This is a genomic window from Nocardioides agri (genome assembly GCF_013778305.1).
Classification (GTDB): Bacteria; Actinomycetota; Actinomycetes; order Propionibacteriales; family Nocardioidaceae; genus Nocardioides; species Nocardioides agri.
Map to the genome: position 1 here is coordinate 752,336 of NZ_JACEIC010000002.1, position 23,326 is coordinate 775,661.

A 23,326-nucleotide genomic window follows, 5' to 3' on the forward strand; every position below is an offset into this window, starting at 1 on the left:
GCCACCCTAGAGACCAGGCTCCGCCTCCGCGCGCGCCGCGACGCTCGCCGAGGTCGCCCGCAGCTCCACCGGCGGGAGCAGCAGCAGGATCAGGAACGCGAGCACGCCGACACCGGCGGCCAGCTGGAACACCAGGTCCATCGACTCCGCGAAGCCCACCTTGAACGGGTGCGCGATGGCGGGGTGGAGCGTCTCGATGAACGAGGAGTCGTCCTGGATCTGGTGGATCATCGACGGGTCGAGACCGTGCCCGTCGGCGACCGCCTGCTGGAACTCCGGCGTCTGCGACTCGACCTTGATCGCGTCCTCGATGTTGCCGCCGACCGTGCTGAAGAGCACCGACAGGAAGATCGCGACGCCGAGCGTGCCACCGATCTGGCGGAAGAACGTCGCGGAGCTGGTGGCGACGCCGATCTCGGTCGGCGGCACCGAGCTCTGCACGATCAGCAGGATCGGCTGGAGGCAGTTGCCGAGACCGAGGCCGAGCACCAGCATCGACAGGCTCACCCAGATCATCGCGGTGTCCGCCGTGCACAACGAGAGCAGGAACAGCCCGACGACCATCAAGGCGGAGCCGACGACCGGGAACCAGCGGATGTGCCCGGTGCGGGAGATCACCTGGCCGGAGCCGATCGAGCCGGTCATCAGGCCGAGCACCATCGGCAGCATCAGCAGGCCGGCCTCGGTGGGCGAGGCGCCGTGCACGATCTGCATGTACTGCGGCAGCAGCATGATGCCGCCGAACATCGCCATGCCGACGATGACGCTCGCCGCGATCGTGACCGCGGCGGGCCGGATCCGGAAGATCCGCAGCGGGATCAGCGCCGCGTCGCCCATCGCCCGCTCGGCCAGCACGAACGCCAGCGCGCCGATCGCGCCGATCACGTAGCAGGCCACCGACCGGGGCGAGTCCCAGCCCCACTGCCTGCCCTGCTCGGCCACCGTCAGCAGCGGCACGAGGGAGACGACGAGCGCGATCGCGCCCCACCAGTCGATCCGCAGGTGCCGCGGGGTGTGGTGGATGTGGAGGGTGCGCGAGACGACCGCGAGCGCGGCGATGCCGATCGGCACGTTGACCAGGAAGACCCAGCGCCAGCCGTCGATGCCGAGGATCGTGTCCTGCCCGGCGAAGAAGCCGCCGATGAGCGGACCGAGCACGCTCGAGGTGCCGAACATCGCCATGAAGTAGCCGGTGTAGCGGGCACGCTCACGGGGCGACACGATGTCGCCGATGATCGCGAGCACGAGCGTGAAGAGGCCGCCGGCACCGAGGCCCTGGAAGGCCCGGAACGCCGCGAGCTGGTACATCGAGGTCGCGAACGAGCAGAGCGCCGAGCCGACGATGAAGACGGTGATCGCGAACATGAACAGCTTCTTGCGACCGTAGTTGTCGCCGAGCTTGCCGTAGATCGGCGTCGTGATCGTCGCGGTGATGAGGTACGACGTGGTCACCCACGCCTGCACCGACAGGCCGTTGAGGTCGTCGGCGATCGTGCGGATCGACGTGCTGACGATCGTCTGGTCCAGGGCGCCCAGGAACATGCCGAGCATGAGCCCGGACAGGATCGTGAGGACCTGGCGGTGGGTGTAGTCGCCGGACTGGTCAGCGGTGGCGGGCACCGCGCCCGGCTGCGGGTTCGCGCTCATCGGGCGTCAGCCTAAGGGTCGGCAGCTGGTGGCCGTGCCGAACCTTCGCCGCGAGGTAGCGGCCGTTGCTGGTGGAGAGGTGCGCGGCGGTCGGCAACCGCTGCGCGACGTCGATGCCGAGGGCAGTGAGCTGGGCGGCCTTGTCGGGGTTGTTGCTGAGCAGGGCCACCCGGTGCACCCCGAGGGCCAGGAGCATCTGCGCGGCGACGGTGTAGTCGCGCGCGTCCTCGGCGTACCCGAGCGCCCGGTTGGCCTCGTAGGTGTCGAGGCCCTCGTCCTGGAGCACGTAGGCGTCGAGCTTGGCGTAGAGCCCGATGCCGCGGCCCTCCTGGCGCAGGTAGAGCAGGTAGCCGCCCTCGGCCTCGATGCGGCGCACCGACTCGTGCAGCTGCGGGCCGCAGTCGCAGCGCTCGCTGCCCAGGACGTCGCCGGTGAGGCACTCGCTGTGCACCCGCACCAGGGGCACCGACCCGGGATCGCCCAGCCGGATCGCGAGGTGCTCGGCGCCGTCCGCGAGGCCGTCGAAGGTGTGGACCAGGGCGACGGTCGACCAGCCCTGGAGTCGGATCGGCAGGGTGAGCGAGGTCCGGAGCGTGCTCATGTCGCCTCCTCGAAGCGGTCGGACAGCGCGTAGCGCAGCAGCACGACCTCGCCGACGCGCCGGACGTCCGCCAGCCTCGCCGGGTGTCCGGGGCCGCAGGGGAAGGCGCCGTCGTCGACGAACCGGCGAGCGCGGGGGTCTCCGACGAAGAACGGCGCGACCACCAGGTGCAGCTCGTCAGCGAGGTCGCCCGCGAGGAACTGGGTGTGCAGGGTGCCGCCGCCCTCGACCATCAGCCGGCGTACGCCGCGGGCGTGCAGGTCCTCCACCAGCCGGCGCATCGTGACCTGGGCGCCGCCGTCGACGACCGTGGCGACCGCGCCGAGCCGGGCGCGGGCCGCAGCGGCCGTCGCGGTCGGGCAGTAGACGAGCTTCTCGGACTCCCCGGTCGTGAAGAACCGGCCGGCCGGATCCAGCGCGGCCCCGCAGGTGACGGTGACCTTGACCGGGGACGGCTTCAGCCCGCGCGCCACGCGCTCCTCCCGCCGCTCGGGGCAGCGCACCAGCAGCCGCGGGTTGTCCCGACGGACCGTGGTCGCCCCGACGAGGATCGCGTCGCAGCCGGCCCGCACCTCGTCGACGCGGTCCAGGTCGGCGTCGCCGGAGAGCACGAGCCGCTCCTCGCCCGCGCTGTCGAGGTAGCCGTCGAGGGACATCGCGCAGCTCAGCAGGGTGTAGGGGCGCTCAGGCACGGACCACTCCTCTCGTCCACAGCACCGCGCCGGGCAGCGTGGCGACCAGCGCGAGCACGCCGTAGAGGACGGCGACCGTGGCACCCTGCGCGGCGCCGAGGCCGGCGGCGGCGAACGCGGCCGCGGCGACGCCCTCGCGCGGGCCCCAGCCCGCGACGTTGAGGGGTACGGCGGCCGCCAGCATCACCAACAGCGCGAGCGGCAGCAGGGCACCGAGCGACGCGCCGGTGCCGGCGGCACGGGCCGCGACCAGGAAGACGACCACGTGCCCCGCGGCCGCGACCAAGGACGCGACGACGACGACCGGCCAGCGCACCAGGGCGGCCACGAGCCCGGCCGCGAGCAGCGCCGAGGCCCACGGTGCCGGCCCGAGCAGGAGCACGCCACCCGCGGCAACCGCCTGCACCGCCTGACCGCTCCCGCGGTCGGCGACCACCGGGAGGGTCCCGTGCCGGACGGCTCGGTGCACGTCGCCCACGACCCCGGTGGGGAGGGTCGCGTTGAGGAACTGTGAGCGGTAGTAGGCCGCCACGGCGTCGCGCAGCGGCACCTCGACGCCCAGCCGGTGGGCGAGCACCTGCCACCGCCACGCGCAGCAGACGGTGGTCACAGCGGTGATCGCCATGGCGGCGGCGAGCGCCGCGGGGCCGGCCGACCGGACGGCCTGGACGAACGGCTCCGGGCCGACCCACCACGCGACGGCCGCGAGGACGGCGGCCCCGCCGAGGACCCGCAGCCGCGGGCTCATCGCGCCGCCGCCAGCGCCTCGGCCACCAGGGCGGTCGTGCGGTCCCATCCGGTCAGCGCGTCCCGGCGCTCACGCGCGGCGTCGCGCAGCGCGGCGCGGTGCCCGGCGTCGGTGAGCCAGCGCCGGAGTGCGGCAGCCAGCGCGTCGGCGTCGTCGGGCGGGACCAGGACCCCACCGCCGCCGAGCGCCTCGCGCACCCCGCCGACGTCGCTGGCGACCACCGGCACGCCCCGCGCGAGCGCCTCCGTGACCACCATGCCGTAGGTCTCGGCGCGCGAGGCGAGCACGACGAGGTCGGCCTCGGCGTACGTCGCGTCGAGCTCCGCCCGGGGCAGCGGACCGGTCAACCGGACGACGGGGTCGAGACCGGACGCGAAGCCGGGCTCGATCGCGGTGGAGCCGACGCCGCGGCACGACCACGGCAGGTCGCCGAGCGTGCCGAGCGCGGCGGCCAGCACGTCGTAGCCCTTGAGCCGGGTGACGGCACCGACGCAGAGCAGCGCGGTCCCCGTCGGCGAGCCCGGGGTCAACGGCGCGGGGTCGACCCCGGGCTCGGCGACGACGACCCGGTCCGGGTCGAGCGCGTGCTGCTCGACGAGCAACGCGCGGGTCCAGCGGCTGGTGCACACGACCCCCGCTGCGGCGCGGAGCACGGCGCCCTCCCACTCCTCCGCGCGCGGCATGTGCACCAGCTCGACCAGCCGCACCCGAGCGGCCTCCTCGACCAGCTCCGGCCCCGCCAGCAGGCCGTCGACCAGGACCATCGCGCCGTCGGGAACGGTCGCCATGGAGGCGTGCTCGACGGCGCCGAGCCCGTCGATCACCCGGCGGTCGTAGACGTTGCCGCCGCTCGGCCGGGCCGGGTCGTCGACGCCCTCGGGACGCACCACGTGGACGGTCACAGCGACCTCTCGTAGCTCGCCCACGCGACGTGCGACTCGTGCAGGGTGACGACGAGCCGGGTCGCCGGCCCGAGTGCGGCGGCCCCGGCGGCGAGCCGGTCGGCGACGGTCCGGGCGAGCACCTCCGTGGTCGTGTTGGCGCCGGCCAGGTCGGGCTCGTCGTCGAGGTTGCGGTAGGTCAGCCCGCCCAGCACGCCGCGCAGCAGCTCGGTGGCGGCGCCGATGTCGAGCAGGATGCCGTCGGGCCCGAGCTCCGGGCCCGAGAACGCCGCGTCCACGACGTACGTCGCGCCGTGCAGCCGCTGCGCGGGTCCGAACACCTCGCCGCGCAGGCTGTGGGCGATCATCATGTGGTCGCGGACCGTCACGGTGTACACGGGTCCCCCTCGGCGTAGGTGACCGTGTGGCAGAGGCCGGCCAGCCGCCCGGCGGCGAGGGCGGCCATCACCTCGGGCAGGTCCTCGAACGGTGAGTCACCGGTGAGCAGCGCGTCGTACGCCGGGTCGCGCAGCAGCCGCAGCGCGATCGCGAGCCGGTCGGCGTGGGAGTGCCGGTGCCGGCGCGCGGCCGCCACGGCACCCACCTGGCTGGCCCGGACCGTCAGCCGCCGGGAGTGGAAGGAGGCGCCGAGCGCGAGGTGCACGCGCTGGTCGCCGTACCAGCTGAGGTCGAGCACGGTGCCCTCCGGCGCGAGCAGGTCGAGCGACCGCTGCAGCCCCGCGGCGGTCGCGCTCGTGTGCACGACCGCGTCCAGCCCGGTCGGGGCCATCGGCGGGTCGGCGAAGCCGACGCCCAGCTGCCGGGCGACGTCGGCCCGGTGGGGGTCGACGTCGACCAGCGTGACCTCGACCTCGGGGATCCGCGCGAGCAGGCGGGCGACGCTGCACCCGACCATGCCGGCGCCGACCACCGCGACCCGGTCACCGGGCAGCGGCCCGAGGTCCCACACGGCGTTGAGCGCCGTCTCGACGGTGCCGGCGAGCACCGCCCGGCGCGCGGGCACGCCGTCGGGGACCACGACGACGGCGTCGGCCGGCACGACGTACGCCGTCTGGTGCGGGTGGAGGCAGAAGACCGTGCGCCCCCGCAGCGCGGCCGGGCCCGCCTCCACCCGCCCGACGGAGAGGTAGCCGTACTTGACCGGGCCGGGGAAGGTGCCGGCCTGGAACGGAGCGCGCATCGCCTCGCGCTCCTCGGCGGGCACGCCGCCACGGTGGACCAGCAGCTCGGTCCCGCGGCTGATGCCCGAGTGGAGGGAGCGCACCAGCACCTCGCCGGGACCGGGCTCGGGCAGGTCCTCGACGCGCAGCTCGCCCGTGCCGGGCTCGCGCAGCCAGTAGGCCGTCGCGGTGCGCGTGCCGGTGAACCGGACCCGAGTCGGTGCCGTATGGCTGGTCACACCCCACACACGGAGGCGCGGTGGCTCGGGTTCAGCATCCGGCGAACGTGATCACCGGCGTGCGGCTGGCGCTGGCGATCGGGTTCGCGGTCGTCGGGCCCACCGGCACCGGTCTGACGCTGGTCGCCCTCGGGCTCGCGCTCGACTGGGTCGACGGCCAGGTCGCCCGTCGCACCGGCACCGCGAGCCGCTTCGGCGCCCGGTTCGACATGGAGACCGACGCCTTCCTCATCGCCGTGCTCAGCGGGTACGCCGCCGCGGCGTACGGCTGGTGGGTGCTGCTGATCGGCGCCGCGCGCTACCTGCTCTGGCTGGCGGAGCGGGTCGCGCCCTGGCTACGGCGCCCGGTGCCGCCGCGCTACTGGCGCAAGGTCGTCGCCGCGGTGCAGGGCATCGTGCTCGCGGTCGCGCTCTCCGGGCTGGTGCCGCGCGCGGTCGCGTCGGCCGCGTTGGTGGTCGCGCTCGCGCTGCTCGCGGAGTCCTTTGGCCGCGACGTGTGGTGGCTCTGGCGCTGCCGGACCGAGCCCGCCACGGCGTACCCCACCGGCGGTGGGCCGACCCTGGTGGCGATCGGCGTGGTCTGGGCGGCGCTGCTGCTGCCCGCGGGTCCGGCGGGGCTGCTGCGGGTGCCCGCCGAGGCGCTGGTGCTGGTGGGCGTCGCCCTGCTCCCCCGTGGCCGCCGGGTCGCCGCCGCGCTGCTCGGGGTGCTGCTCGCGGTGCTGGTCGTCGTGCACGCGATGGACCGCGGGTTCGAGACGTTCCTGGACCGGCCGTTCGACCCCGTCACCGACTGGCACTACCTCGGCCCGGGCGTCGACGTGCTCGGCGACTCGATCGGCGACCCGGCCGCCTGGGCGACGGCCGCGCTGGCCCTGGTCACCGTCGTCGCCCTCCTGGTCGCGCTGCCGCTGGCCACGGTCCGGGTGGCCGGGTCGCTGGCCCGGCACCGGCGCCCGGCGTACGCCCTCGGCGCCGCCTGCCTGGTCGCGCCCCTGCTCCCGCTGGGCTCGACGGCGGCCGGCGGGCTCGCCGTCGACGAGGTGCGACAGGTGCACACCGACCTCGCCGACCAGCGGGCCTTCGCCGCCGAGATCGACACCGACCCGTACGCCGGCGCGCCGCCCGACCTGCGCAGGCTGCGCGGCGCGGACGTGCTGGTGGTGTTCGTCGAGTCCTACGGCCGGGTGGCGCTCGACATGCCGGCGACGTCGGCGGCCGTCACCGACGGCACAAGTCGCCTGGACGCGTCGGGGTGGCACACCCGCAGCGCCTTCCTGACCTCACCGACGTTCGGGGCGGCGAGCTGGCTGGCGCACTCGACGCTCCAGTCCGGCCTGTGGGTCGACAGCCAGCGCCGCTACGACCAGCTGCTCGACGCGGACCGGACCACGCTCACGTCGGCGTTCGAGCGGGCCGGCTGGCGCACGGCGTTCGACGTGCCGGCGAACACCCGGGACTGGCCCGAGGGCCAGGCGTTCTACGGCTTCGACCGCCTCTACGACTCGCGCAACGTCGGCTACCGCGGTCCGGAGAGCGGCTACGCCAAGGTGCCCGACCAGTACACGCTCTCGACGTTCCAGGACCGCGAGCTCACCGGGTCCCCGGTCTTCGCCGAGATCGACCTGGTGTCGAGCCACCACCCGTGGACGCCACCACCGTCGCTGGTGCCCTGGGACGAGGTCGGCGACGGGACCCGGCTGCGGCCCCGTGCGGAGACCCTGGACGACGTCCGCGACAAGTACGACCGCAACATCGCCTACTCGCTGACCACGCTCGTGTCCTGGCTGGAGACGCAGCCCGACGACGACCTCGTGCTCCTCGTGCTCGGCGACCACCAGCCCCACTCCTACGTCACCGGGCCGCGACCCGGACACGACGTCCCGGTCACCGTGGTCGCGCGCGACCCGCGCGTGCTGCGGCGGATCGCCGGCTGGGGCTGGCGCCCCGGGCTGCGGCCGAGCGAGGACGGGCCGGTGTGGCGGATGGACGCCGTCCGGGACCGCTTCCTCGACGCCTTCTCGGGGTGAGGCGTCAGCCGGCGAGCTCGAACGCCGGCCGCCCGTCGGAGGTCTGGATCTCCACCGCGGCGATGTCGTCGCGGGCCAGGTAGGTCGCGCCGCTGACCTTCATCGTCTTGCCCGGCAGGCCGGTCCAGGTCGCCACCTGCTGGGTGTCGCCGTCCGTGGAGCGCACGACCAGGGCGTACGTCGGGGCCGAGCCGTCGTCCCCGTAGCCCGGCTCCTCGCCCTCACCGGCCCACCGGCAGACGACGTCGAGGCGGGTGCCCCAGGCGACGGAGGTGAGCGCGACGGTCGCGGCGTCGTCGCCACCGGGATGGACCGGGGTCATGTCCTGGGCCGGCGCGGTCGACGGGCCGCTGCTCGCCGGCGGCTCGGCGACCGGGGAGCCGCCGTCGTCGTCCACCACCGCGAACACCGTCACGGACGCGGCCGCGATCGCGGCCACGGCCGCCGCAGCGGCCAGCCCGACCACCCAGCGGCGCCGTCGCTCGGTGCGACGGGCGTGGTCCAGGAGTGCCGGCAGCAGCGTGTCGGGCAGCGGCTCCGCGGCCGGCGGGACCTCGACGTCGTCGACCGGCACCCGCGCCAGCAGACCCGGGAGACCGGCGATCTCGCGCACGGACCGCTCGCACTCGGCGCAGCCGGAGAGGTGGCGCTCGAACGCGAGCCGCTCGGCCGGGGGCAGGGCGCCCAGCACGTAGGCGGCGTCGTCGAACGCGAAGGGGCAGGGCGCGGTCATGCCACGACCCCCATCTCCTCGAGCACCAGGCGCAGGGCGCGCAGCGCGTAGTGGGTCCGCGACTTCACGGTGCCGGGCGGGATGCCGAGCCGTTCGGCCGCCTCGGCGACCGGCAGGCCGCGGTAGTAGCACTCCAGCAGCACCCCTCGGTGCTCGGCGGACAGCCTGGTCAGCGCCTCGGCGACCACCCACGACAGCAGCACCTGGTCGGTGCGGTCCGGCTCGCCGCGCCCGTCGGGCACGTCGGCCACGACGATCTCGCTCTGGTTGCGCTTCGTGCGCCAGTCGTCGATCACGATGTTGCGTGCCACCTTGAACAGCCAGGCCCGGACCGACCCCTGCGACTCGTCGAGCGCCGCCACGCTGCGCCAGGCGCGCAGCAGGGTCTCCTGCACCACGTCCTCCGCCCTGGCCCGGTCGTTGCCGGTCAGGCGCAGGCAGTAGCCCCAGAGCGCGGCTGCGTGCTCGTCGTGCAGCTGCTGCATCAGGGCCACCGGACCTTCGGCCATCACCACCTCCCACCACCGACACGGGCGGAGGTGCCCGGCGGTTCAGTGGTGTCGGCACCAGTGTGCCGTGACACCGGTCACCCCTCGTGGTGCTCCCGCGCGATCTCGGCGGCGACGTCGTTGAGCTTGGTGTTCGACTCGTGCGAGAAGCGCTGCAGCACCGCGAATGCCTGCTCGATGGTGAGCCCGTGGCGCTGCATGAGGATGCCCTGCGCCACGCCGATCTGGTGCCTGCTCCCGAGGGCGGCGCGCAGTCCGGCGATCACCTGCGCGGCGTCGAGCGCCTGCGCCGCGTGGGTCGCGAACAGCACCGCCAGGTCGTAGCCTGCTCGTCCCAGGCGTTGCGGCGGTGCGAGTAGAACGTGAGCGCCCTGAGCGTGTGCCGGCCGGCGGTCAGCTGCACCGACACCAGGGACCGGATGCCGATCTCGGAGGCCCGGATCCCCCACGTCGGCCAGCGCAGGTCGGACGCGACGTCGTTGCTGCGGCAGACCTCCGCCGTCGCGACGGTCTCGACGATCGGGCCCTGCGCGAGCTCGTACTGGAGCTCGTCGGCCGAGGTCGCGAGCGGAGAGGATGCGGCGACGGTCCGGAAGCCGGTGCGTCGGGAGCGCAGGGCGATGGAGGCGTGGTCGCAGGACTCGACCACCTCGACGGCGAGCTCGCAGGCGCGGGCGGTCGTGACCACCTCGTCCCGCTCCCCTGCGAGCTCTTCGGACACCTTGGCGAGCATCTGCGCGAGCTCGTCGTGCTGCATGGAAACCGGACTCCTGGCCTCGTGACCCAAGTCCCCGGCTGCTCGAGGTAGCACCAAAAATCGCTCACAGCGGGTGAAGATTCAAGCAGGCTCTCCGCATCTCACCCGTCGGTGCGAGTCAGGCGTACTTCTCCTCGAGCGCGTCGGTCAGCAGCGTCACCAGGGCCTCCAGCTGGACGTCGACCGACGTCTCGACCGACTCCCCGGCGCCGTCGAGCGCCCGGGCCGCCAGACCGGCCTTGCTGTCGATGAGCTCGGCGATCCGGGTGTCGATCGTCTGCGCCGCGATGATCCGCCACGCGGTGACCGGGAGCTCCTGGCCGATCCGGTGCACCCGGTCGATGGCCTGGGTCTGCTCGGCGTCCGTCCACGACAGCTCGGCGAGCACCAGGTTGGACGCGACCTGCAGGTTGATGCCGACACCGGCCGCGGTGAGCGAGCAGACGATGACCTCGACCTCCGGGTCCTCGACGAACGCCTTGATCTGCGCCTCGCGGTTCTTCGTGGTCTGGTCGCCGCGGATCGAGGAGTACTTGATGCCGCGCCGGGCGAAGGTCTGCTCGGCGGTGTCCATGACGTCGATGTGCTTGGCGAAGAAGACCACCTTGCCGACGCTGCGGGCCAGCTGCGCCGCGTAGTCGGCAGCGAGACCGGCCTTCGCCTGACCGATGTGCCGCATCATCGTGAAGACGTTCTCGCCACTGGAGCTGTCGGAGTCCTCGCGCTCCCAGCCCGCGACCTGGCGGACCAGCTGGTGGTCGATGCCCTCGACCACGCTGCCGGTCTTGCGGGTCGCCAGCGCGGTCTCGTAGCGCTCGACCAGGCGCCGCGCGAGCTCGCGCTCGGCGTCGCGGATCGAGCGGCCGAGGTCGTCGTCGAGCTCGACCGGCAGGTCGGCGACCCGGCGGGCCGGGATGTCGGCCGCCACGTCGACCTTGCGGCGCCGGACGATGCCCATGTCGACCACGGCCCGGCGCGCGGCCGGGTAGAAGCTGTGGTCGGCGGGGGTCAGCCCGGTCTCCTCGAGCGCGGCCATCAGCTCGGGCAGCGGCTTCTTGTCGTCGATCCAGCCGAGGAACTGCCAGATCGCCCGGAAGTCCTCGATGTCGTTGATCAGCGGCGTGCCGGTGAGCGCGACCATCAGCGGTCGTACCGTGCGCTCGCGGATGCGGTCGGCGAGGTGCAGCACGTGCTGCGAGCGCTGCGAGCTCTTGTTCTTGATGAAGTGCGCCTCGTCGACGACCATGCCGCGGAACCCGTGGTCGGCGATCCAGCCGACGTGCCGGTCGAGCACCTCGTAGTTGACGACCACGATGTCGGCGAACCCGTCGATGTCCTCGCCGTCGCCGTGGATCACCGTCACCGTGCGGTTGGGGGTCCACATGCTCGCCTCGCGGGCCCAGTTCATCTTGACGACGTTGGGGACGACGACGAGCAGCGGGAACGCCTCGACGGCCTGCGCGGCCAGGAGCGACTGGGCCGTCTTGCCGAGGCCGGGCTCGTCGGCGAGCAGGAACGTGCGGTGGCCCTGGCGGGCGGCCTCGACGAGCTGGGCCTGGTGCTTCATCAGCACGTGACCGCCGGGTGCCTGCAGCGACTCGGCCTCCGGCAGGGGCATGCAGGAGGTCGCACCGGCCACGGCGTACTCGAAGGACCGGAAGAGCGGGCCGAGCAGCTCCCACGTCGCCAGCCGGTGGGTCAGCTGCTTGCGCTGCACGGAGAAGTCGGGGGCGAGGAACGGGTTGGCGAGCTGGCGCGAGAGCACCGACTGGGGCACGACGCGGCGCTCGGCGCTGCCGTCGGCCTCGGGCGCCGCCTCCGGCTCGGGCTCCACCTCGGCCTCCAAGCCGGCTGCCGCGATCATCTCCTTGCGCAGCGCCTTGGCGGAGTCGGAGATCGTCGCGTTCTCGGCGAGCAGCGCGAAGAGCGACGGCTCCTGCGCGGCGGTCTTGGCGAGGATCGTCGCGATGCCGTCGAGCCGCTTGAGCTGCTCGTTGCGCTGGGCGTCGGTCATCTCCGTGTCCGACTTGACCCGGGCCCGCTCCTCGCGCGCCAGCAGGGCGACGACCTGGAACTTGCTGCGCAGGTTGGGGACGTTGGAGCGGCGCGCGACGGCGTTCTCGACCTCGCGCACGGCGCGGGCGAGGATCGGGATGATGCCGTCGTTGTCGAGCGGACGGCGTCGGCCGTTGCGCTGGCCGTTGCGCTGCGACGACCGGTTCGACGACGTACGGCGGCTCGCCGTCTGCTGCTGGCCCTGTCGAGCCAAGGACCCCTCCTCCGGAGTACGAACGCGCGTGCGGACAGATGGACCCGAAGGGCCCGGCTGCGGCGCGATCCGGTCGGCGTGCGCTGCGCACGAGACCGATGAACGTGGACCCGACGGGTCCGACGACGCCGCCATCGTAGCGCGGCATCCCCGCCGGGTGTGAGCCCGGGCGCAACTCAGCCCGGAAACTCAGATCGTGAAGTCAACACCCTGGGCGAGCGGCAGATTCCCGGAGAAGTTGATCGTGTTGGTCGCGCGGCGCATGTAGGCCCGCCACGCGTCCGAACCCGACTCCCGGCCGCCGCCGGTCTCCTTCTCCCCGCCGAAGGCGCCGCCGATCTCGGCGCCCGAGGTGCCGATGTTGACGTTGACGATGCCGCAGTCGGAGCCCTCCGCGGAGACGAAGAGCTCCGCCTCGACCAGGTCCTGGGTGAAGACGCTCGAGGAGAGGCCCTGCGGGACGGCGTTGTTGATCTCGATCGCGTGCTCGAACTCGTCGTAGGTCACCACGTAGAGCAGCGGCGCGAACGTCTCTCGCGCCACCACCGCGGTCTGCTCGGGCATCCGGACGATGGCCGGTCGGGCGTAGTAGGCGTCGGGAGCGAGGTCCTCGTGGGCGCGGCCGCCGCCGGCGACGACCTTGCCGCCGTCGCCCGTCGCGTCGGTGATGGCCGCCGCCATCGCGTCGTAGGCGCGCTTGTTGACGAGGGGGCCGACGAGCGTGCCCTCCTGCATCGGGTTGCCGATCGGCAGCCGCTCGTACGCCGCGGCGAGGCGGTCGGTGAGCTCGTCGGCGACGCTCGTGTGCGCGATGACCCGGCGCATGGTGGTGCAGCGCTGCCCCGCCGTACCAGCGGCGGCGAAGACGATGCCACGCACGGCCAGGTCGAGGTCGGCGCTGCCCGTGACGACCGCGGCGTTGTTGCCGCCGAGCTCGAGCAGGCTGCGGCCGAAGCGATCGGCGACGCGCGGGCCGACGGCGCGGCCCATGCGGGTCGAGCCGGTGGCGCTCAGCAGGGCGACGCCGGGGTGGTCGACGAGCGCCTCGCCGACCTCCGGGCCGCCGAGGACGACCTGCGAGAGGTGCTCGGGGGCGCCGTGCTCGGCGATCGCCTGGGCGAGGGTCGCCTGGCAGGCGAGCGCGGTGAGCGGGGTGAGCTCGGACGGCTTCCAGACGACCGGGTCGCCGCAGACGAGCGCGACCGCGGTGTTCCAGGACCAGACGGCGGCCGGGAAGTTGAAGGCCGAGATAACGCCGACCACACCGAGCGGGTGCCAGGTCTCCATGAGCCGGTGGCCGGGCCGCTCGGAGGGCATCGTGCGGCCGTAGAGCTGGCGCGACAGCCCGACCGCGAAGTCGCAGATGTCGATCATCTCCTGGATCTCGCCGCGCGCCTCGGAGGTGATCTTCCCGGCCTCGATGCTCACCAGCGTCGCGAGGTCGTCCTTGTGCTCGGCGAGCAGCTCGGCCCAGCGCTTCACCAGGGCCCCACGCGCCGGCGCCGGCACCCGCCGCCACTCCCGGAACGCCTCCTGCGCGCGACCGACCGCCTCGTCGACGTACGCCGCGTCGCGCCAGCCGATCGTCGTCACGCCCTGCCCGTTGACCGGCGAGGACGTGGGGACGTCGCCGGCGGACGCCGCCAGGTCCACCCCGCACCGGCGCGCGGTCTCCAGGGCGAGTGCGGACAGCTCGGACTGCGACGGGATCGAGGTCATGGTCGCCTTCCTACACGATCTCGGTCGGACGTGGTCCGCCGGGATAGCCAGCGACGAACCGGCTGCTCCCGCGGCCCCGGAACGACCACAACGTCTGTGGCTATCGCAGCGGAGCGGTCAGACGATGTTGCGCTCGGGGCGGACGCCGGCCGCGAAGCGGTCGACGGAGAGGCCGGAGACGTCGACGACGGGCGGGCGGCCGAGGACCAGGTCGCGCACGACCTCGCCGATCGCGGGTCCCATGAGGAACCCGTGGCCCGAGAAGCCGGTGGCGTAGAGGAAGCGCGAGACGCCCGCGGCCTCGCCCACCAGCGCGTTGTGGTCGGGGGTCATCTCGTAGAGGCCCGCCCATCCGGAGGCGATGCCGACGTCGGCGAGGGCCGGCACCCGGCGCTCGATCGCGGCGCCGAGCCGGGGCAGCCAGGCGTCGGTGCGGGCGAGCGAGAAGCCCGGCTGCTCGTCGGGGTCGGACATGCCGACCAGCAGGCCCGGCCCCTCCCTGTGGAAGTAGAGGCTGGTCGTGAAGTCGATCGTGAACGGCGTCGCCGGGTCGAGCCCGGGCGTCGGCTCGGTCGTCAGGATCTGCCGACGCAGCGGTACGACGGGCAGGTCGACGCCGGCCATCTCCCCCACGGCCGCCGACCACGCGCCGGCCGCGCACAACACGGTGTCCGTGAGCACCCGCCCGTGGTCGGTCAGGACCGCGCGGACCTCCCCACCGTCGACCTCGATCCCCGTCACCGCGCACCGGTTGACCACGCGCGCGCCGGCCCGCCGGGCGCCCGCCGCGTAGCCCAGGACGACGGCTTCGGGAGTGCAGTGCCCGTCGCCCGGCGACCAGGCGGCGGCGAGCAGCCCGTCGGTCGAGATCAGCGGCGACAGCGCCTGCGCCTCGCCGGGCGAGACCATCCGGCTGGGCACGCCGAGGGAGTTCTGCAGCGCCACGGCCGCCTCGAAGTCCGCGACGTCGCCGGGGTCGTCGAGGAGGAAGAGGTAGCCCGAGCGGTGCAGGTCGATCTCCTGGCCCGGCTCCTCGCCGAAGGTCTCGAAGGCGCGCAGGCTGCGCAGCCCGAGCTCGACGTTGACCGGGTCGGAGAACATCGCGCGCACGCCACCGGCCGCCTTGCACGTCGAGCCCGAGCCGAGGTCGTCGCGCTCCAGCAGCAGCACGTCCGGGACGCCCGCCCGCGCCAGGTGGTAGGCCGTGCTCAGGCCGATCACGCCGCCCCCGATGACGACGACGGACGCGCGGTCGGGCAGCTCAGCCACGGGCCAGCCCCAGCGCTGCGGCCACCACCTCGTCCTCCGAGACCAGCACCAGCCCAGCGGCCGGGCCCAGCGGCACGAACGAGTCGGCGGCCGCGACCCGGCCGATGCGGCCGGCGTACCCGCGCTCGACCAGCGCGGCGACGACGCCCTCGCCGACGCCGCCCGATCGCCGGGTCTCGTCGACGACGAGCACCCGCTCGAAGGACGAGGCGTACGCCGCGAGCTCGTCCACGGGCAGCGGCGCCAGCCAGCGCAGGTCGAGCACGGTCGACCGGATCCCCTCCTCCTCGAGGCGCCGCGCGGCGCGCAGCGACATCGGCACGCCGTTGCCGAACGTCACCACCAGCAGGCCCTCGCCGTCGCCGTGGGCACGCGGGCCGCGCGGCGGGCCACCGGAGAGGTAGTCCGCGGTCCAGAGGCCGTCTCCGGGCTCGTGCAGGTCCCGCGAGTGGTAGAGCGCGATCGGCTCCACCACGACGCACACCCGGCCCTCGAGCTCGGCGAGCTCGACGCACTCCATCAGCAACGGTCGTACGTCGGCCGGGTGGCTGGGCACGCAGAGCACGATCCCCGGGATGTCCCGCAGCACCGCCAGCGAGTTGTCGTTGTGGAAGTGGCCGCCGAAGCCCTTCTGGTAGCCCAGGCCCTGGACCCGCACGACCATCGGGTTGCGGTACTGCCCGTCGGAGAAGAACGCCAGCGACGCCGCCTCGCCGCGCAGCTGGTCCTCGGCGTTGTGCAGGTAGGCGAGGTACTGGATCTCCGGGATCGGCAGCAGCCCGGCCAGCGAGGCGCCCAGCGCGGTGCCGAGGATCGTCTGCTCGTCGAGCAGGGTGTCGAAGACCCGGCGCCCGCCGTACCGCTTCCGCAGCCCACGCGTCACGCCGTAGACGCCGCCCTTGACGGCGACGTCCTCGCCGAAGAGCACCGCGTGCGGCCGTGACTCCAGCACCTCGGATAGCGCGGCGTTGACCGCCTGCGCCAGCGTCAGCCCGTCGCTCGGCACGGGGTCGGCGGCCCGTCGGGGCGCGACCGCCACGGGGCTGGGCTGGGCGAGCGGGCGGACCACCTCCCCGCGGTTCTCGAGCCGCCGCTCGCCGATCACCGACTTCGCCTCGTGCATGACCATGGCGCGGATCCGCTCGTAGCGGTCGAGCACGTCCTCGGGCGTGGCGACCCCGGTCTCCACCAGGTGTGCCGCGGTCGCGAGCAGCGGGTCGCGCGCGTGGTCCCGGGCGATCTCCGTGGCGGTGCGGTAGCCGAGCTCGACGTCGGAGCCGGCGTGCCCCAGGTAACGCACGGTGTGCAGGTGCAGCAGCGCCGGCCGGCGCTGCTCGCGGACCAGGTCGACCGCCGCGCCGACATCGGCGAGCAGCGCGTCGGGTCGCGGGGACCCGGCCACGACGTACTCGAAGCCCGGCAGCCGCCGCAGCGTCGCCGCGACCCACCCGGCCGGCGTGCGGGTGCTGATGCCGATGCCGTTGTCCTCGACGACGACGAGCAGCGGCACGTCGAGCCCGCGATGGGTCAGGTACGCCGCGGCGTTGAGCGCACCCTGCGCCGTGGAGTGGTTGACCGACGCGTCACCCAGCGACGCGACGACGATCGCGTCGTCGGGCCAGCGCGGGGCGGGCACCACGTCGGCGAGGTTGCCCAGCGTGTAGGCCAGGCCGACCGCCCGCGGCAGGTGCGACGCGATCGTCGAGGTCTGCGGGACGATGTGGAGGTCGGGGTGGCCGAACACCTTGTGCCGGCCGCCGGAGATCGGGTCGGCGGCGGCGGCGCTCAGGCCGAGCAGCACGTCGCGCACCGGCGTCGTCGTCCCCACCCGGGCCGCGCGGGCGGCGTAGAACCCTCCCGAGCGGTAGTGCAGCAGCGCCGGGTCGTCGACGCGGGTCAGCAGGCCGACGGCCGCGTTGGCCTCGTGGCCGGCCGAGCCGATCGTGTAGAACCCCTCCCCCTGCGCCTGCAGCCACCGGGCGGCGAGGTCGAGGTGCCGGGACTGGGCCTGGGCGTCGAAGAGCGCGAGCACCCGGTCGCCGTCGGCCGCCGCACGGGTGCCCGGACGCAGCTGGCGGACCTGGGTGAGGAAGTGCTCGTCGATCGGCTCCCTGATCGCCCCCGTCATGGCCCCACTCTGGCATGCGTCAGCGGGACGAAGGTCCCGGCGCCCCGGGACCGAACGGACTGTCCGCCGCACCGGCGCGGGACGAGCGTGGAGGGGAGAGCAGAGGAGGGTCCCCATGAACGTCGAGCAGCTGTCCCAGGAGCAGGAGCCCCGGCTGGCCACCCTGGTGGCCTACGACTGCTGGAGCCTGCTGGGTCAGGCGGAGATCGCGCGGGTCGGCTGGCAGAGCGCTGCCGGCGTCGCGATCGTCCCCGTCAACTACGTCGTCGCGGACGGCGCCGTGTGGTTCCGCACCGACCCCTCGTCCGCCGTGGCCCGCGAGGCAGGCGGCACCCGGATCGTCGTCGAGGTCGACCACGTCGACGCCCGCGAGCACTCCGGCTGGAGCGTCGTGGTGAGCGGCACCGCCCAGCTCGTCGAGTTCCTCGACGTCCCCGACATGCTCGTCGACATGCGGATCTGGCCGGGCGGCGAGCACGCCCTGTTCGTCCGTGTGGACCCCGACGAGGTCACCGGCCGCCGGCTGTCCGCGGCCCCCGACGACCGGCCCTGACGCGGGGCCGGCGACCGAGAGGAGCCCTAGATGCTCGTGCAGGAGATCATGACCCCGAGGCCGATGACGGTGACACCGGGGACCCGGGTGAAGGTGGCGCTGCAGCGGTTGGCCGAGCACGGCATCACCGCGCTGCCGGTCGTCGACGCGCGCCGTCGGCTCCTCGGCATCATCAGCGAGGCCGACCTGATCCGCGAGTCGGTCGCGCGCGACCCGCGCGCACCCGAGGGAGCGGTCGTCGTCGAGAGCCTCTACCCCGCCCGCCTGGTCGAGGACGTCTACACCCGTCCCGCGGCGGCCGTGCGCGTCGACGACGACGTGGCGTCGGCGGTGGACCTGATGACGGTCACCGGGGCGAAGAGCCTGCCCGTGCTCGACGAGGACGGCACGCTGGTCGGCGTGCTGAGCCGCAGCGACGTCGTCCGCATGCTGGCCCGTGCCGACGACGTGATCGCGGCCGACGTGGACGACGTGCTGTCGCGGCTGGGCCATCCCGACTGGCTCATCGAGGTCGAGGACGGCGTCGTCGACGTGACCGGACCGGCGAACCTCGGTGAGGTGTCGCTCGCCCACATGGTGGCGCGCACCGTGCCCGGGGTGGTCCAGGTCCACGTCGAGTAGGCCGGACGAGCCGTCAGCCCGTGGGCACCTCGGTCACGAGGTGCCCACGGCTGACGGTCGGCTCGACCCAGTGGTGCGGCTCGGGCGCGGCGAGCAGCACCGGGCAGGTCGCCTCGCGGAGGACCGCGCGCGCCACCGGCCCCAGGTGGGAGCCGGTGGGCACGAGTGCGGTGTGCCGACCGAGCACGAGAAGCGTCGCGTCCCGCGCTGCCGCCAGCAGCGCCTCCCCGGGACGCTCGTCGCCGACCACGACGGAGACCCGCGGGTCGTCGGGCTGTACGTCGTACCGGCTCAGCGCCGCCCACATCACCGACGCCGACCGTTCGGCGGTGCCGGGGTCGGTGACGTGGGTGAGCGGCGCCGAGCCGGCGCCTGGGGGTCGCCAGCTGGTCGAGATCACGACCAGCTGGGCGGCGCGGTCGCGTGCCGCCCCGACCGCGGTGGCGAGGAGGCCGGCCGACCGGCCGGGCTCGTCGACGCCGACCACGACGGTGGCCGCCCGGTCCTCGGCCGCCCAGTCCTCGGGCACCGAGAGCACCGGCGCCCCGACCCGGCAGGCAGCGCCGACCGAGGCGGACCGCGCGTAGGGGTGGGCGTGGCTGCCGGGTCGCGGCCGGCCGACCACCACGACGGCGGCCTCGTGGCCGATCGCGGCCAGCGCCGGGACGGCCGCCATGGGGGCGACGGTCGCAGTGACCGGGACCCGGTCGCCGAGCCGGGCGGCGGCGTAGCCCGCGGCGCTGCGCAGGAGGCGGGATCCGGCCTCGTCGTCGGCCGGGGCGGCGTGGACGAGGTGCAGCACCGACCCGCGGCGCAGCGCCTCGTCAGCAGCCTGGTCGACGACAGCGGACCAACCGCGGTGTCCGAGCGCAGCGACGACAGGGGGCGGCATCTCGTTCATGCCTTCCACGCTGGGCCGCGCGGCACCGCGGTTCGTAGGGACCAAGGACCCCCGTCCAGGGGCCGCCCGTCCCGAGACGCCAGCAGGCGACGGGTCCACGGTGAAGTCATGACCACCTACGTCCGCGACTTCAGCCAGGGCAACAAGGACCAGAAGGACCTGCTGGGAGGCAAGGGCGCGAACCTGGCCGAGATGACCAACCTCGGCCTGCCGGTGCCGCCGGGGTTCACGATCACCACCGAGGCCTGCCGCGCCTTCCTCGTCGCCGGGCACGAGCCCGACGGCCTCGACGGCGAGGTCGATCGCCACCTGCGCGGGCTCGAGGACCGGATGGGCCGTCGCCTCGGCGATCCGGACGACCCGCTGCTGGTCTCGGTCCGGTCCGGTGCGAAGTTCTCGATGCCCGGGATGATGGAGACCGTCCTCGACGTGGGGCTCAACGACGCCTCGGTCGTCGGACTGGCGCGGCAGAGCGGCGACGCGCGCTTCGCCGCCGACTCCTACCGCCGGCTCCTGCAGATGTTCGGCACCACCGTCCTCGGCATCGACGGCGCGGCGTTCTCCGACCGGATGGACGCCGGCGACCTGCTCGACGTCGACGAGCTGCGCGACGTGATCGCGGACTTCAAGGAGACCATCCGCACCCACACGGGCGCGGACTTCCCGCAGGACCCGCGCGAGCAGCTGCGCCAGGCGATCCGGGCGGTCTTCGCCTCGTGGCACACCCCGCGGGCGACGCTCTACCGCCGCCACGAGCAGATCCCCGACGACCTCGGCACCGCCGTCAACGTGCAGGCGATGGTCTTCGGCAACCGCGGCACGGCCTCGGGCTCCGGCGTCTGCTTCACGCGGGACCCGGCCACCGGCGCGCCCGGCGCGTACGGCGACTACCTGCCCGACGCCCAGGGCGAGGACGTCGTCGCCGGCATCCGGAACACCCTGGCCCTCACCGACCTCGCCGCACTCCACCCGGCCTGCCACGCGCAGCTCCTGGCGGCGATGGCCCGGCTGGAGCGGCACTACCGCGACCTGTGCGACATCGAGTTCACGATCGAGGACGGTCGGCTCTGGCTGCTCCAGACCCGGATCGGGAAGCGCACGCCGGAGGCCGCCGTACGGGTCGCGGCCGACCTCGTCGACGAGGGGCTGATCGACCTCGACGAGGCGCTCGGCCGGGTCGGTGGCCAGCAGCTCGCGGCGCTGATGTTCCCGCGGTTCCTGCCCGACCCCGATCGGGTCGCCGCCGCGCGCGGGATGAGCGCGTCGCCGGGTGCTGCCGTGGGCCGGGCCGTCCTGGACTCCGCGACCGCGGTCGAGTGGGCCGCCCGCGGCGAGGACGTCGTCCTGGTCCGCAAGGAGACCACCCCCGACGACCTCCCGGGCATGGTCGCCGCCCGCGGCATCCTGACGAGCCGCGGCGGCAAGACGTCGCACGCCGCCGTCGTCGCGCGCGGCATGGGCCGCACCTGCGTCTGCGGCGCGGATGCGATCGAGATCGACGTCGACGCGCGCTGCTTCCGGGTCCGCGGCGGACCGGTCGTCCAGGAGGGCGACGTCATCTCCGTGGACGGCGGGACAGGCGAGGTGTTCCTCGGCTCCGTCGCCGTCGGCGAGTCGCTCGTCGCCCGCGGCCTGGCCGGCGGGCCGGTCGACGACCCGACCGCGCGCGCCGCGGCCCGCCTCCTCGGGCACGCCGACACCCGGCGCCGGCTGGCGGTGCGGGCGAACGCCGACACCCCCGACGACGCGCGCCTGGCCCGGGCGCTCGGCGCCCAGGGGATCGGGCTGTGCCGCACCGAGCACATGTTCCTCGGGGAGCGGCGTGCCCTCGTCGAGGCGCTGATCGTGGCGTCCGAGGCGTCCGACCGCGACGCTGCGCTCGCCCGGCTGCTGCCGCTGCAGCGTCAGGACTTCACCGAGATCCTGGCCGCGATGGACGGGCTGCCGGTGACGGTGCGGCTCATCGACCCGCCGCTGCACGAGTTCCTCCCCGACCTGACCGACCTGTCGGTGCAGGTCGCGCTGGAGGACGAGCGGCACGTGGCGGACGAGCGCGGCCACCTCCTGCTCGCCGCCGTACGCCGGCTGCACGAGACCAACCCGATGCTCGGCCTGCGCGGCGTCCGCCTCGGCATCGTGGTGCCGGGCCTGTTCGCGATGCAGGCCCGCGCGCTCGCCGAGGCGACGGCCGACCGGGTCGCCGCCGGCGGCGACCCGCGACCCGAGCTGATGGTGCCGCTGGTGGCGACCGAGCGCGAGCTGCTGCTCGTCCGGGAGCAGCTCGAGCAGGTCATCGGTGACGTCGAGCGCGAGCGCGGCGTCCGGCTGAGCATCCCGATCGGCACCATGATCGAGCTGCCGCGCGCGGCGGTGACCGCCGACCGCATCGCCCTCGCCGCGGACTTCTTCTCCTTCGGCACCAACGACCTCACCCAGACCACGTGGGGCTTCTCGCGCGACGACGTCGAGTCGGAGTTCGTCCAGGACTACCTCGACCAGGGCGTCGTCGCGACCTCGCCGTTCGAGTCGATCGACGTCGATGGCGTGGGCGAGCTCGTCCGCACCGGTGTCCGCCTCGGCCGGCAGGCCCGGCCAGGCCTGCACATGGGAGTCTGCGGCGAGCACGGCGGCGACCCGCAGTCGATCCACTTCTTCGACGACGTCGGCCTCGACTACGTCTCGTGCTCGCCCTACCGGGTCCCGGTGGCCCGCTGGGAGGCCGGCCGCTCGGCGCTGGGCTCGCAACGCCGTGCCGACGAGCTCGCGAGGACCTTCGCCTCTGACCATCCCGTCCTCGCAGGTGTGGACTGAAGACATGACCGAGACCAGCGTCCGGGCATCCCGGACCGGGACACCGCGCGCGGCTTGGGTGGCCGCCTGCGCGGGCGCGGAGGCGGTCGGTCTCGGCGCCGCGGCGGCGGCTGCCCGGCTCGGCGAGGGCCGTCCGGACGGGATCGCGCTCGCGCTCGTGATCGGCGGCGGTCTGGTCGAGGGCACGGCACTGGGAGGCCTTCAGGCCACCGTCCTCGGCCGAGCCTTCCCGCGCCTGCGGCGGCTCCGGTACGCCGCGGCCACGGTGCTCGTCGCCGGTCTCGGCTGGGCCGCGGCCTCCGCGCCGGGTGTCCTGAGCGGCGGTGCCGCCGACACCCCGCCGCTGGCGCTGGTGCTCCTGGGCGCGGCGGCCCTCGGGCTCGTCATGGGCGCCGTCCTCGGCGCGGTCCAGGCCCTCGCCCTGCGCGGTGCGGTCCGGCACCCGGGGCGCTGGGTCGGCGCCAACGCCGCCGCCTGGCCGCTCGCGATGACGCTGATCTTCGCCGGGGCGACCACGCCCGGTGCCGCGTGGTCCACGTGGTCCGTCGTGCTGCTCGGCGTCGTGACCGGCGCCGTCGCCGGCACCGGCCTCGGCCTGGTCACCGGCTGGTTCCTGCCCGCACTGGACGGCCCGCCCACGTCGGGCCGGATCGTCCTGGCCGCGCTGCGCACCCACCGCTTCCGCGGCCTGCACGCCTCGCTGGTCGGACTCGAGGTCGTCGGTCGGCACACCGGGCGGCGCTACCGCTTCCCGGTGCAGTACGCAGTCGCGCCCGGCGGCCTCGCCGTCGTCCCCGCCCACGCGGCGGCCAAGACCTGGTGGCGCAACGTCACCCCCGAGCCCACCCCGGTCGCCCTGCTCCGCGAAGGCGTCTGGGCCCCCGCCACCGCACGGCTGCTGGCGCCGGACGACCCGGCGTACCGCCCTGCCGTGGCGGCCTACAGCGAACGGTGGCCACACACCCCCGTTCCTCCGGACCAGCCGGTCGTGCTGGTCCGGATCGGCGCCGCCGCCTCGACGCGCGCCACATCCTGAGGAG

General features: G+C 74.2%; 21 protein-coding genes. 5 read left to right on the forward strand and 16 right to left on the reverse strand.

Annotated features, from left to right (window positions below; translation table 11 throughout):
* Positions 1 to 6: 6 nt before the first annotated feature.
* Genes HZF07_RS08180 through HZF07_RS08210 form a run of 7 tightly spaced genes read right to left on the reverse strand, consistent with a single transcriptional unit; the run spans position 7 to position 5,989 of the window.
* The gene (locus HZF07_RS08180) at positions 7 to 1,647 is read right to left on the reverse strand and encodes an MDR family MFS transporter (protein WP_157340807.1); all 1,641 of its coding nucleotides are present in this window, start codon (positions 1,645 to 1,647) and stop codon (positions 7 to 9) included.
* Complete coding sequence (locus HZF07_RS08185; protein ID WP_157340808.1) at positions 1,604 to 2,248, reverse strand: GTP cyclohydrolase II; 645 nt, start codon at positions 2,246 to 2,248, stop codon at positions 1,604 to 1,606. Before HZF07_RS08185 ends, HZF07_RS08180 begins: the two co-directional genes overlap by 44 nt.
* Positions 2,245 to 2,940, reverse strand: a complete 696-nt coding sequence (locus HZF07_RS08190; RefSeq protein ID WP_181644941.1) for a RibD family protein — start codon at positions 2,938 to 2,940, stop codon at positions 2,245 to 2,247. Before HZF07_RS08190 ends, HZF07_RS08185 begins: the two co-directional genes overlap by 4 nt.
* Positions 2,933 to 3,688 (reverse strand): lysylphosphatidylglycerol synthase domain-containing protein, encoded by a 756-nt coding sequence (locus HZF07_RS08195; RefSeq protein WP_157340810.1) that lies wholly within the window; start codon positions 3,686 to 3,688, stop codon positions 2,933 to 2,935. The genes HZF07_RS08190 and HZF07_RS08195 overlap by 8 nt, the downstream gene beginning before the upstream one ends.
* Entirely contained in the window at positions 3,685 to 4,590 is a 906-nt protein-coding gene (locus HZF07_RS08200; protein WP_181644942.1) for a glycosyltransferase family 4 protein, read from the reverse strand. Before HZF07_RS08200 ends, HZF07_RS08195 begins: the two co-directional genes overlap by 4 nt.
* The gene (locus HZF07_RS08205) at positions 4,587 to 4,967 is read right to left on the reverse strand and encodes a 6-pyruvoyl trahydropterin synthase family protein (RefSeq protein ID WP_181644943.1); all 381 of its coding nucleotides are present in this window, start codon (positions 4,965 to 4,967) and stop codon (positions 4,587 to 4,589) included. Before HZF07_RS08205 ends, HZF07_RS08200 begins: the two co-directional genes overlap by 4 nt.
* Positions 4,955 to 5,989: a zinc-dependent alcohol dehydrogenase gene (locus HZF07_RS08210; RefSeq protein ID WP_181644944.1), complete on the reverse strand. Its 1,035-nt coding sequence runs from the start codon at positions 5,987 to 5,989 to the stop codon at positions 4,955 to 4,957. The genes HZF07_RS08205 and HZF07_RS08210 overlap by 13 nt, the downstream gene beginning before the upstream one ends.
* A gap of 47 nt (positions 5,990 to 6,036) precedes the next feature.
* Here HZF07_RS08210 and HZF07_RS08215 point away from each other — a divergent pair, with 47 nt between their 5' ends.
* Positions 6,037 to 8,016 carry a CDP-alcohol phosphatidyltransferase family protein gene (locus tag HZF07_RS08215; RefSeq protein WP_309504662.1) on the forward strand — a complete coding sequence of 660 codons (1,980 nt, stop codon included), beginning with the start codon at positions 6,037 to 6,039 and terminating at the stop codon, positions 8,014 to 8,016.
* A 4-nt stretch (positions 8,017 to 8,020) separates the two neighbouring features.
* Here the strand turns inward: HZF07_RS08215 and HZF07_RS08220 are convergent, their stop codons facing one another.
* From HZF07_RS08220 to HZF07_RS08255, 8 genes are all read right to left on the reverse strand, one after another.
* Positions 8,021 to 8,749, reverse strand: a complete 729-nt coding sequence (locus tag HZF07_RS08220) for an anti-sigma factor family protein (RefSeq protein WP_157340812.1) — start codon at positions 8,747 to 8,749, stop codon at positions 8,021 to 8,023.
* Positions 8,746 to 9,258, reverse strand: coding sequence for a sigma-70 family RNA polymerase sigma factor (locus HZF07_RS08225; RefSeq protein ID WP_157340815.1), 513 nt, complete (start codon positions 9,256 to 9,258; stop codon positions 8,746 to 8,748). Before HZF07_RS08225 ends, HZF07_RS08220 begins: the two co-directional genes overlap by 4 nt.
* Before the next feature lie 77 nt (positions 9,259 to 9,335).
* Entirely contained in the window at positions 9,336 to 9,569 is a 234-nt protein-coding gene (locus HZF07_RS08230) for an ANTAR domain-containing protein (RefSeq protein ID WP_157340817.1), read from the reverse strand.
* A complete protein-coding gene (locus HZF07_RS08235; RefSeq protein WP_157340819.1) occupies positions 9,521 to 10,015 on the reverse strand; it encodes a GAF domain-containing protein in 495 nt (164 codons plus the stop codon). The genes HZF07_RS08230 and HZF07_RS08235 overlap by 49 nt, the downstream gene beginning before the upstream one ends.
* A gap of 118 nt (positions 10,016 to 10,133) precedes the next feature.
* Complete coding sequence (locus HZF07_RS08240; protein ID WP_232523027.1) at positions 10,134 to 12,284, reverse strand: DEAD/DEAH box helicase; 2,151 nt, start codon at positions 12,282 to 12,284, stop codon at positions 10,134 to 10,136.
* A gap of 189 nt (positions 12,285 to 12,473) precedes the next feature.
* The gene (amaB, locus tag HZF07_RS08245; protein WP_157340822.1) at positions 12,474 to 14,003 is read right to left on the reverse strand and encodes an L-piperidine-6-carboxylate dehydrogenase; all 1,530 of its coding nucleotides are present in this window, start codon (positions 14,001 to 14,003) and stop codon (positions 12,474 to 12,476) included.
* Positions 14,004 to 14,120: 117 nt separating this feature from the next.
* Entirely contained in the window at positions 14,121 to 15,272 is a 1,152-nt protein-coding gene (locus HZF07_RS08250) for an NAD(P)/FAD-dependent oxidoreductase (protein ID WP_309504663.1), read from the reverse strand.
* Positions 15,265 to 17,400 (reverse strand): thiamine pyrophosphate-dependent enzyme, encoded by a 2,136-nt coding sequence (locus HZF07_RS08255; RefSeq protein WP_157340824.1) that lies wholly within the window; start codon positions 17,398 to 17,400, stop codon positions 15,265 to 15,267. Before HZF07_RS08255 ends, HZF07_RS08250 begins: the two co-directional genes overlap by 8 nt.
* A 115-nt stretch (positions 17,401 to 17,515) precedes the next feature.
* Here HZF07_RS08255 and HZF07_RS08260 point away from each other — a divergent pair, with 115 nt between their 5' ends.
* Positions 17,516 to 17,953, forward strand: a complete 438-nt coding sequence (locus HZF07_RS08260) for a pyridoxamine 5'-phosphate oxidase family protein (protein ID WP_157340826.1) — start codon at positions 17,516 to 17,518, stop codon at positions 17,951 to 17,953.
* A gap of 30 nt (positions 17,954 to 17,983) precedes the next feature.
* Positions 17,984 to 18,574: a CBS domain-containing protein gene (locus HZF07_RS08265; protein ID WP_157340828.1), complete on the forward strand. Its 591-nt coding sequence runs from the start codon at positions 17,984 to 17,986 to the stop codon at positions 18,572 to 18,574.
* Between the two features lie 13 nt (positions 18,575 to 18,587).
* On the opposite strand, the gene HZF07_RS08270 is transcribed toward HZF07_RS08265, so the two are convergent.
* Positions 18,588 to 19,475, reverse strand: a complete 888-nt coding sequence (locus HZF07_RS08270) for a universal stress protein (protein ID WP_157340830.1) — start codon at positions 19,473 to 19,475, stop codon at positions 18,588 to 18,590.
* A 108-nt stretch (positions 19,476 to 19,583) separates the two neighbouring features.
* On the opposite strand from HZF07_RS08270, the gene ppdK reads away from it, so the two are divergent.
* Both ppdK and HZF07_RS08280 read left to right on the forward strand, forming a co-directional pair.
* Positions 19,584 to 22,286 carry a pyruvate, phosphate dikinase gene (ppdK, locus tag HZF07_RS08275; RefSeq protein ID WP_157340832.1) on the forward strand — a complete coding sequence of 901 codons (2,703 nt, stop codon included), beginning with the start codon at positions 19,584 to 19,586 and terminating at the stop codon, positions 22,284 to 22,286.
* 4 nt (positions 22,287 to 22,290) lie between these two features.
* Positions 22,291 to 23,322, forward strand: a complete 1,032-nt coding sequence (locus tag HZF07_RS08280) for a PNPOx family protein (RefSeq protein ID WP_157340834.1) — start codon at positions 22,291 to 22,293, stop codon at positions 23,320 to 23,322.
* Positions 23,323 to 23,326 lie beyond the last annotated feature (4 nt).

Excerpts from the sequence above, each read along its gene's own strand:
- HZF07_RS08180 (WP_157340807.1), bottom strand. The coding sequence starts at position 1,647 with ATGAGCGCGAACCCGCAGCCGGGCGCGGTGCCCGCCACCGCTGACCAG.
- HZF07_RS08185 (WP_157340808.1), bottom strand. The coding sequence starts at position 2,248 with ATGAGCACGCTCCGGACCTCGCTCACCCTGCCGATCCGACTCCAGGGC.
- HZF07_RS08195 (WP_157340810.1), bottom strand. The coding sequence starts at position 3,688 with ATGAGCCCGCGGCTGCGGGTCCTCGGCGGGGCCGCCGTCCTCGCGGCC.
- HZF07_RS08220 (WP_157340812.1), bottom strand. The coding sequence starts at position 8,749 with ATGACCGCGCCCTGCCCCTTCGCGTTCGACGACGCCGCCTACGTGCTG.
- HZF07_RS08225 (WP_157340815.1), bottom strand. The coding sequence starts at position 9,258 with ATGGCCGAAGGTCCGGTGGCCCTGATGCAGCAGCTGCACGACGAGCAC.
- HZF07_RS08235 (WP_157340819.1), bottom strand. The coding sequence starts at position 10,015 with ATGCAGCACGACGAGCTCGCGCAGATGCTCGCCAAGGTGTCCGAAGAG.
- amaB (WP_157340822.1), bottom strand. The coding sequence starts at position 14,003 with ATGACCTCGATCCCGTCGCAGTCCGAGCTGTCCGCACTCGCCCTGGAG.
- HZF07_RS08255 (WP_157340824.1), bottom strand. The coding sequence starts at position 17,400 with ATGACGGGGGCGATCAGGGAGCCGATCGACGAGCACTTCCTCACCCAG.
- HZF07_RS08260 (WP_157340826.1), top strand. The coding sequence starts at position 17,516 with ATGAACGTCGAGCAGCTGTCCCAGGAGCAGGAGCCCCGGCTGGCCACC.
- HZF07_RS08265 (WP_157340828.1), top strand. The coding sequence starts at position 17,984 with ATGCTCGTGCAGGAGATCATGACCCCGAGGCCGATGACGGTGACACCG.
- HZF07_RS08270 (WP_157340830.1), bottom strand. The coding sequence starts at position 19,475 with ATGAACGAGATGCCGCCCCCTGTCGTCGCTGCGCTCGGACACCGCGGT.
- ppdK (WP_157340832.1), top strand. The coding sequence starts at position 19,584 with ATGACCACCTACGTCCGCGACTTCAGCCAGGGCAACAAGGACCAGAAG.
- HZF07_RS08280 (WP_157340834.1), top strand. The coding sequence starts at position 22,291 with ATGACCGAGACCAGCGTCCGGGCATCCCGGACCGGGACACCGCGCGCG.